This is a genomic window from uncultured Frigoribacterium sp. (genome assembly GCF_963515265.1).
Taxonomy (GTDB): Bacteria; Actinomycetota; Actinomycetes; order Actinomycetales; family Microbacteriaceae; genus Frigoribacterium.
In genome coordinates, this window is the sequence record NZ_CAUPYL010000109.1 from 1 (window position 1) to 8412 (window position 8412).

The window sequence follows — 8412 nt, forward strand, 5'->3', positions numbered from 1 at the left end:
CTTCGGACTCGGCGGCGACGTCGACGCCGCCTGGCGGTTCGGGGCCGAGCGGATCGTGGCGGCGGTGTCGACCGCCTGACGGCAGGCCTGCCGTCCCCGCGTCGGCTGCTCGCCTGGCCGCATGCCTGCCTGCCTGCCTGTCTGCCTGCCCGGCCGCCTTGGCCGCCTACGGCGCCGGCGGGTAGTCGCGTCGCTCGGGGATGACGCCGCGGACTCCCCCGCGGGGCTCGGCGACGTCGCCCGTCCACCGGGGGATGACGTGCACGTGGAGGTGCATGACCGTCTGGCCGGCCGCCTCTCCGACGTTGATGCCGAGGGTGTACCCGTCGGGCGCGAGCTCCTCGTCCAGCTGGAGCCGCACCTCCTTGACCAGGGCACCCAGGGCCGCGTGCTCGTCCGCCGTCGCGTCGAACCAGGTCGCCACCTCCCGTCGCGGCACGACGAGCGTGTGGCCGGGCGAGACGGGGTTCGCGTCGCGCACCGCGAAGGCGAGCTCGTTCGCGGCGACGTGCTGGTCGGCGGGGATGCGCGTGAACGGCGACGACATGCCCACACCCTAGGGGCGCGCACTTGTGGCGCCGGGGGTGCGCGGCCAAGATGAGCGCGACCCGCACACCTCGCGCGCGACCGCGACGGCGGCGTCCGAGCGAGCGGCGACGGGCCCACGACGAGAGGAACACATCATGGCGTCAGACGAGCAGGGCTTCAGCAAGGAGGAGCGCGCGGCGATGAAGGAACGCGCGGCCGAGCTGCGCGCCGAGGCCAAGCGGCAGAAGTCCGCGGACAAGGCGGCGGCCGAGCTGCAGGCGGTCCTCGACGCGCACGCCGCGATGACCGAGGAGGAGCGGGCCGTCGCCGAGGGACTGCACGCGCTGGTCCTCGAGCACGCCCCGATGCTCGCCCCCAAGACCTGGTACGGGTTCCCCTCGTACGCCGACGCGGACGGCAAGATCGTCGTGTTCTTCCAGCCCGGCTCGAAGTTCGGCGGACGCTACTCGACGATGGGCTTCCAGGACGCGGCCCAGCTCGACGACGGTGACATGTGGCCGACGTCGTACGCGCTGTCGAGCGTCGACGAGACGACGAGCCCCGTCATCGCCGCGCTGCTGCGGAAGGCGACCGGGCAGGGCGCGTAGTGGCGCCGTCGTAGGCCCTCCCCGGGGTCGCGAGGCGCGCCTCCTCGGCTGAGCCGCACCGCATCCGGCAACGCCGGGTCCAGCCCCAGAACGGGTCACGAACCGGTCCGCTCGGGCGGCCCGAACCACGAGCGGGATGGGGATCCCCGCGAGCGGCACGGGTTCGGGCCCGGGGTCGCTCCCCCGCCGGTGCGTCACGAGGCAGAGCCCGTGGCGCGCCGGCGGAGTTCCGACCGTGCGGCTGGCGCCCGCAGGCTGCGACTACTCGCGGCGCGTGCGAAGCTGACCCCATGGACCTCGTCGTGTCGCGTGCGCTCACCGTGCCCGCGGCCGAGCTCGTCTGGCGCTTCTCGCGGTCGTCGGGCCCCGGAGGCCAGCACGTGAACACGTCCGACAGCCGGGTGCAGCTCTCGTGGGACGTCGCTGCCTCCCCCGCCCTGGCCGACAAGCAACGCGACCTGTTGCTGGCACGCCTCGACGGACGGCTCGTCGACGGCGTGCTGACGGTCACGTCGTCCGAGCAGCGGTCGCAGCTGCGCAACCGCGAGACCGCGCTGGCGAAGCTCGCCGACGTGGTCGCGGCCGGCCTCGCTCCCGACGCGGCGCCTCGACGTCCGACCCGCCGCACTCGGGGCTCGGACCGCCGTCGGCTCACCGCGAAGAACGAGCGCTCGGCCACGAAGCAGCAGCGCCGCCGTCCGACGGACGACTAGCGCGTCGCGACGCCGGCCGAGCTGGTGGGCGAGTCGTCCTGGCCGTGCTCGCGGGGCGAGTCGTGATGGCGGAGGGCGTGGGATTCGAACCCACGAGACATCTCTGCCCACTTGTTTTCAAGACAAGCTCCATCGGCCGCTCGGACAGCCCTCCCGGCACACCCGCCGGAGCCGGTGCGACCGCGCCGAGTCTAGCCGAGGAGGCGCGGCGCCAGCCGGGCAGACCCGTCCGCACCCGCAGAACCCGCGCGCACCCTCCGTGCGGACGAGGATATGCGCGGGTTCAGAGGGTCTTGGCGCAAGCAGCGCCAGCTCAGAGCTGCGCGAGCGCGTCCGCGAGCCCGTCGTCGAGGTCGGTACGGGTGCGCTCGTTGGCGACCTCGTGCACGTCGTCGGGAGCCTGCCCCATCGAGACGCCGCGACCCTCGGCAGCGGCCCACTGCAGCATGGCGATGTCGTTGCGGCCGTCGCCCACGGCGAGCACGCGCTCGCGCGGGATGCCGAGCTCGGCACGCACGCGCTCGAGGGCCGTGGCCTTCGTCACGCCGTCGGGCGCGATGTCGAGCCACGCCGTCCAGCCGACGTTGTAGTTCACCTTCTGCAGGCCCATCCGCTCGACGACGTCGAGGAAGTCGTCCGTGTCGTGCGACGGCGACACCACGACGACGCGGGTCGCTGCGATGTCGAAGAGCCGCTCGAACTCGACCTTCTCGGCGCCGCCCGTGTGCTCCACCTGGGGGAACGAGCCGCAGTAGCGCATGACGCCGTCCCTGTCCTCGACGGCGTAGGCCGCCTCGTTCAGTCCCTCGCGGATGGTGGTCAGCACGTCGGTCGGGTCGAACTCCTCGACGTGGAACTGCGAGTAACCGGTCGGCGCCGACTCGTCGCGACCCAGCGTGATCGCCCCGTTCGCGCAGACCACGTACTCGGACACGAGGCCGAGGCGGTCCATCACGGGCAACGTCATCGACACCGATCGTCCGGTCGCGATCATCACCGCGTGCCCCTGGGAGGCGAGGCGCGTGATCTCGCCGGCCACCGCCTCCGAGATGGTGCCGCCCTCTTGCATGATCGTGCCGTCGACGTCGAGCGCGACGAGCCAGCGCTCGTCGGCCGAGACGGTCGCCGCCACGGGGGCCGACCGACGGCGGGTGTCGTCGTCCCAGCTCGAGCTCTCGCTGGTCGCCACGTCGCCGCCGCTCACGCGACCGGCTCGATGACCTCGAGGCCGCCGAGCCACGGACGCAGCGCCTCGGGCACGACGACCGAGCCGTCGGCCTGCTGGTGCGTCTCGAGGATCGCCACGAGCCAGCGCGTGGTCGCCAGCGTGCCGTTCAGCGTCGCGACGGGCGCCGTCTTGCCGCTCTCGGTGCGGTAGCGGGTGTCGAGGCGACGAGCCTGGAACGTGGTGCAGTTCGAGGTGCTGCTGAGCTCGCGGTAGGTGCCCTGCGTCGGCACCCACGCCTCGATGTCGAACTTGCGCGCCGCGCTAGAGCCGAGGTCGCCCGCGGCCACGTCGATCACGCGGTAGTTGAGGCCGAGCGCCTGCATCATCGACTCCTGCAGGGCGACGAGCGCGTCGTGTTCCTGCTCGGCCTGGTCGGGGTGCACGTAGCTGAACATCTCGAGCTTGTTGAACTGGTGCACGCGGAGGATGCCGCGGTTGTCCTTGCCGGCGGCGCCCGCCTCACGTCGGTAGCAGGTCGACCAGCCGGCGTAGCGGATGGGCCCGGCCGTCACGTCGAGGATCTCGTCCGAGTGGTACCCGGCGAGGGCCACCTCGCTCGTGCCCGTCAGGTAGAGGTCGTCTGCGGGCAGGTGGTAGACCTCGTCGGAGTGCGAGCCGAGGAACCCGGTGCCCGCCATGATCTCGGGCCGCACCAGCGTCGGCGTGATCAGCGGCGTGAAGTCGTTCTCGATCGCCTTGTCGAGCGCCATGTTCATCAGCGCGAGCTCGAGGCGGGCGCCGATGCCGCGGAGGAAGTAGAAGCGCGAGCCCGACACCTTCGTGCCGCGCTTGATGTCGATCGCGCCGAGCTTCTCGCCGAGGTCGGCGTGGTCGAGGGGCTCGAAGTCGAAGGAGGGGCGGGTGCCGACCTCGCGGAGCGTCGCGAAGTTCTCCTCCCCGCCGGCGGGCACACCGTCGACGACGACGTTGCCGAGCGAGCGGACGGCCTTGTCGAAGGCGGTGTCGGCCTCGGTCGACGCGGCCTGCGCCTCCTTGACCTTCGCGGCCAGCTGCTGGGCCTGCGCGACGAGACCGGCCTTCTCCTCTTTCGGGGCCTTGGCGACGGTCTTGCCGAACGCATTCTGCTCGGCCCGCAGCTCCTCGAACGAGGCGATGGCTGCGCGGCGGGCGGCGTCGGCGGCGACCGCGTCGTCGACCAGCGACTCCGACTCACCTCGGGCACGCTGGCTCGTCTTGATCACGTCGGGGGCATCGCGCAGCAGCTGGGGATCGATCACGGGTCCATCTTATGGACGCCCCCTGACGCTCGCCGCTCTCCCCAGGCGGAGGTGCGGGCCGCGCATCCTTCCACAGGCGGTGCAGGGGGCAGGCCTCGCGTCGCGCCTGCCCGTTACGGTGGGCGGATGACGACCTCCCCCGCCGCCTCGCCCGCCGAGTCCCCCTCGGCGCCCGAGGCCGCGACGGCCCAGAAGACGGCTGCCGTCGTCTACAACCCCATCAAGGTCGACATCGCGAAGGTCCGCGCGGCCGTGCTGCGGCACGAGGCCGAGGCAGGCTGGGGGCCGACCCGCTTCTACGAGACCAGCGTCGAGGATCCGGGCGGCGGCATCACCGCGACGGCCGTGGCCGAGGGCGCCGACGTGGTCATCGCGGCCGGCGGCGACGGCACGGTCCGCGCCGTGGCCGAGGCCCTCCGGGGCTCGCACGCCGCCATCGCCCTGCTGCCGAGCGGCACGGGCAACCTGCTGGCCCGCAACCTGAACCTCGATCTCGACCACCTCGACGGCTCCGTCGCCACCGCGTTCTCCGGCCGCGACCGCGCGATCGACCTCGGGCTCGTCGACGTCGAGCGCGAGAACGGCGAGCGGGAGCGCTTCGCGTTCGTCGTCATGGCCGGCATCGGCCTCGACGCCAAGATGCTCGCCAACACCAACCCGAAGCTCAAGGCCCGCGTCGGCTGGCTCGCCTACGTCGACGCCATCGCCCGGTCGCTCCGCGACGACAACAGCATGGTCATCCGCTACGACCTCGACGGCCAGGGCCGCAAGACGATGCGCGCCCACACGGTGCTCGTCGGCAACTGCGGCCTGCTGCCCGGCAACATCATGCTGCTGCCCGACGCCGCGGTCGACGACGGCGTCTTCGACATCGTCGCCCTGCGCCCCGACGGCTTCTTCGGCTGGGTGCAGATCTGGGTCAAGATCGTGTGGGAGAACGGAGTGCTGCGTCGCAGCTCCGTCGGACGCAAGATCATGGCGCACAGCCGCGAGGTGCGCACGGTCCGCTACTCGAAGGGGCGCGAGATCGTCGTGCGCCTCGACGAGCCGCAGGACTTCGAGATGGACGGCGACTCGGTCGGCAAGGCCGTCGCCATCAAGACGTGGGTCGACCCCGGGGCGCTGACGGTGCGCGTCCCGGCCTGACGGCCCGCGCCTCCTGTGCGTCACTCGGTCGGGCGAGCTGACCCGAGAGGTGCACCGGGACCGAAGAGGCGCGGCTCAGGCCCCCGAGACCAGCCCGCGCAGCCAGTCGCGCGCGTCGACGAACGCGTCGTCGTCGTAGCGCGGCACGACGACGACCGGGCGGGCGTCGGCCCGGGGGTACGACCCGAGGAACATCACGTTCGGGCTGAACCTCTTGAGGCCGAGCAGAGCGTCGGCGACGCGCTCGTCGAGCACGTGGCCCTCGAGGTCGATCACGAAGCGGTACCGGCCGAGGGCGTCGCCGATCGGCCGCGACTGGATCAGGCTGAGGTTGATGCCGCGGGTCGCGAACTGCTCGAGCATGTCGACGAGCGCGCCCGCGCCGTCCTCGGGCAGCTCGACGATGATGCTCGTCTTGTCGGCGCCCGTCGCGGGCGGCACCGGGACGGTGCGGCTGACGAGCACGAAGCGGGTCACGGCGTTGCGGTTGTCGCCGATCTCGCGGGCCAGCACCTCGACGTCGTGGTGCTCGGTGATCGTCGGCGGGGCGACGGCGGCGTCGGCGCGGCCTGCACCGGCGGGCGTCGACAGCAGGTCGGCGGCCGCCGCGACGTTCGAGGTCGCCGGCAGGTGCCCGTGGCCGGGCAGGTTCGCCTCGAGCCACAGGTGGGTCTGCGCGTAGGCGACCGGGTGCGCGTTGACGACCCGCACCTCCTCGAGGCGGGTGCCCGGACGCGCGACGAGCACGAAGTCGACGGCGACCAGGTACTCGCCGACGATGCGGAGGCCGGGCACGGTCGCCAGGGCGTCCTGCGTGGCCGAGACGCCGCCCTCGACGCTGTTCTCGATCGCGATCATGGCCGCGACGCTGCGGCCGGAGACGACGTCGGCGAGCGCCTCGCCCACGTTGTTCACGCTGCGCCACTCGGCGCCCACGGCGTCGGGCACCTGCTTGAGGGCCGCCTCCGTGAAGGTGCCGGCCGGGCCGAGGTAGCTGTAGGTCGACGAGGAGGCGGGGGTCGGCATGACGGAGAGCCTACTGATGACACGGAGCCTGCTGACGACCCGGAGCCTGCTGATGTCCGAGAGCCTGCTGAGCGCCGTGGCCGGACGCCGACGGAGGTCGGCGGCTGGTGCCAGGATGAGCGCATGACCGATCGCGCAGGCACCCCCGCACTCGACAGCGACCTCATCGACACCGGTGAGCTCGTCGACGCCTACTACTCGCTCGTCCCCGACGTGTCGGTGCCCGAGCAGAAGGTCGTCTTCGGCACCTCGGGCCACCGCGGCTCGTCGCTCGACACCGCCTTCAACGAGACGCACATCGCCGCGATCACGCAGGCGATCGTCGAGTACCGCGCCGGCCAGGGCATCACCGGGCCCCTCTTCATCGGGCGCGACACCCACATGCTCAGCGCCCCCGCCGAGCGCACGGCGATCGAGGTGCTGGTCGGCAACGGCGTGCACGTGCTGGCCGACGCCGACGGCGGCTACGTGCCCACGCCTGCGCTGAGCCACGCGATCCTCGTGCACAACGCCGACCCGGCCAACACCGAGAAGGCCGACGGCATCGTCGTCACCCCCAGCCACAACCCGCCCCGCGACGGCGGCTTCAAGTACAACCCGCCGCACGGCGGTCCGGCCGACAGCGACGCAACGTCGTGGATCGCGAACCGTGCGAACGAGATCATCGCCGCGGGCAACGTCGACGTCGTCAGGGCCGACGGCAGCGCCGGCCGGCACGACTTCCTGCGCGGCTACGTGGGCGACCTGATCAACGTCATCGACATCGACGCCATCAAGGCGGCCGGCGTGAAGATCGGCGCCGACCCCCTGGGCGGCGCGAGCGTCGAGTACTGGGGCGCCATCCGCGACGTCTACGGCCTCGACCTGACGGTCACGAACCCGGGCGTCGACCCGACCTGGCGCTTCATGACGCTCGACTGGGACGGCAAGATCCGGATGGACCCGTCGAGCGCCTCCGCGATGGCCAGCGTCGTGCACCGAAAGGACGAGTTCGACGTGCTCACCGGCAACGACGCCGACGCCGACCGCCACGGCATCGTCACGCCCGACGGCGGCCTGATGAACCCGAACCACTACCTCGCGGTCGCCATCGACTACCTCTACACGCACCGCCCGCAGTGGCGCGACGACGCCGCGATCGGCAAGACGCTCGTGTCGTCGAGCATCATCGACAAGGTCGCCGAGAAGCACGGCCGCCGCCTGTGGGAGGTGCCGGTCGGCTTCAAGTGGTTCGTGCCCGGCCTGGTCGACGGCTCGGTCGCCTTCGGCGGCGAGGAGAGCGCGGGGGCGTCGTTCCTCCGCAAGGACGGCACGGTGTGGACGACCGACAAGGACGGCATCCTGCTCGCGCTCCTCGCGAGCGAGATCATCGCCGTCACGGGCAAGACCCCCTCGCAGCTCTACGCCGAGCTGACCGACGAGTTCGGCGACCCCGTCTACGAGCGCGTCGACGCCGCCGCCAGCAAAGAACAGAAGGCACGCCTCGGCAAGCTCAGCGGCGACGACATCACCGCGACCGAGCTCGCTGGCGACCCCATCACAGCCAAGCTGGCGGAGGCGCCCGGCAACGGAGCTGCGGTGGGCGGCCTCAAGGTGGTCACCGACAAGGCCTGGTTCGCCGCACGCCCGAGCGGCACCGAGGACGTCTACAAGATCTACGCCGAGTCGTTCGACGGCCCCGAGCACCTCAAGCGGGTGCAGGCCGAGGCAAAGCAGATCGTCGACGCGGCGCTCGGCGCCTAGCCCGCCGCCAGACGGCGGGTCTCGCTCGACGGGCGAGTTCGGCGCCGGCGGTCCGTCACGACGGACCGGCGGCGACGAACCCGCCCGCCGGTGCCGCCCGGCGCAGCCCGCGGCGGGGGGCGCGGGCCGCCGGCCGCCGGAAACCACCCCCGGGGGGGCCCCCCCCCGGGGGCGCCCGGGGG

At 72.3% G+C, this 8412-nt stretch carries 8 protein-coding genes and 1 tRNA gene; 4 read left to right on the forward strand and 5 right to left on the reverse strand.

What is annotated here, in order from left to right; translation table 11 throughout:
• Nucleotides 1–166: 166 nt before the first annotated feature.
• On the reverse strand, nt 167–547 hold the full coding sequence (locus RWM17_RS09570; protein WP_314103063.1) for an HIT family protein: 381 nt from the start codon (nt 545–547) through the stop codon (nt 167–169).
• A 136-nt stretch (nt 548–683) separates the two neighbouring features.
• Here RWM17_RS09570 and RWM17_RS09575 point away from each other — a divergent pair, with 136 nt between their 5' ends.
• On the forward strand, nt 684–1136 hold the full coding sequence (locus RWM17_RS09575) for a hypothetical protein (protein WP_314103065.1): 453 nt from the start codon (nt 684–686) through the stop codon (nt 1134–1136).
• Between the two features lie 290 nt (nt 1137–1426).
• Nucleotides 1427–1849: an alternative ribosome rescue aminoacyl-tRNA hydrolase ArfB gene (arfB, locus tag RWM17_RS09580; RefSeq protein WP_314103067.1), complete on the forward strand. Its 423-nt coding sequence runs from the start codon at nt 1427–1429 to the stop codon at nt 1847–1849.
• Between the two features lie 66 nt (nt 1850–1915).
• On the opposite strand, the gene RWM17_RS09585 is transcribed toward arfB, so the two are convergent.
• The 3 genes from RWM17_RS09585 to serS form a co-directional block, all read right to left on the reverse strand.
• A tRNA-Ser gene (locus RWM17_RS09585) sits at nt 1916–2003 on the reverse strand.
• A gap of 159 nt (nt 2004–2162) precedes the next feature.
• Nucleotides 2163–3053, reverse strand: a complete 891-nt coding sequence (locus RWM17_RS09590) for an HAD family hydrolase (RefSeq protein ID WP_314103069.1) — start codon at nt 3051–3053, stop codon at nt 2163–2165.
• Nucleotides 3050–4315 (reverse strand): serine--tRNA ligase, encoded by a 1266-nt coding sequence (gene serS / locus RWM17_RS09595; protein ID WP_194613080.1) that lies wholly within the window; start codon nt 4313–4315, stop codon nt 3050–3052. Before serS ends, RWM17_RS09590 begins: the two co-directional genes overlap by 4 nt.
• Nucleotides 4316–4441: 126 nt before the next feature.
• On the opposite strand from serS, the gene RWM17_RS09600 reads away from it, so the two are divergent.
• A complete protein-coding gene (locus tag RWM17_RS09600; protein ID WP_314103072.1) occupies nt 4442–5461 on the forward strand; it encodes a diacylglycerol kinase family protein in 1020 nt (339 codons plus the stop codon).
• Between the two features lie 75 nt (nt 5462–5536).
• Here the strand turns inward: RWM17_RS09600 and pheA are convergent, their stop codons facing one another.
• Entirely contained in the window at nt 5537–6487 is a 951-nt protein-coding gene (pheA, locus tag RWM17_RS09605; protein ID WP_314103075.1) for a prephenate dehydratase, read from the reverse strand.
• Between the two features lie 123 nt (nt 6488–6610).
• Between pheA and pgm the strand changes: the two genes are divergently transcribed.
• A complete protein-coding gene (gene pgm, locus RWM17_RS09610; RefSeq protein ID WP_314103076.1) occupies nt 6611–8230 on the forward strand; it encodes a phosphoglucomutase (alpha-D-glucose-1,6-bisphosphate-dependent) in 1620 nt (539 codons plus the stop codon).
• Nucleotides 8231–8412: the final 182 nt, after the last annotated feature.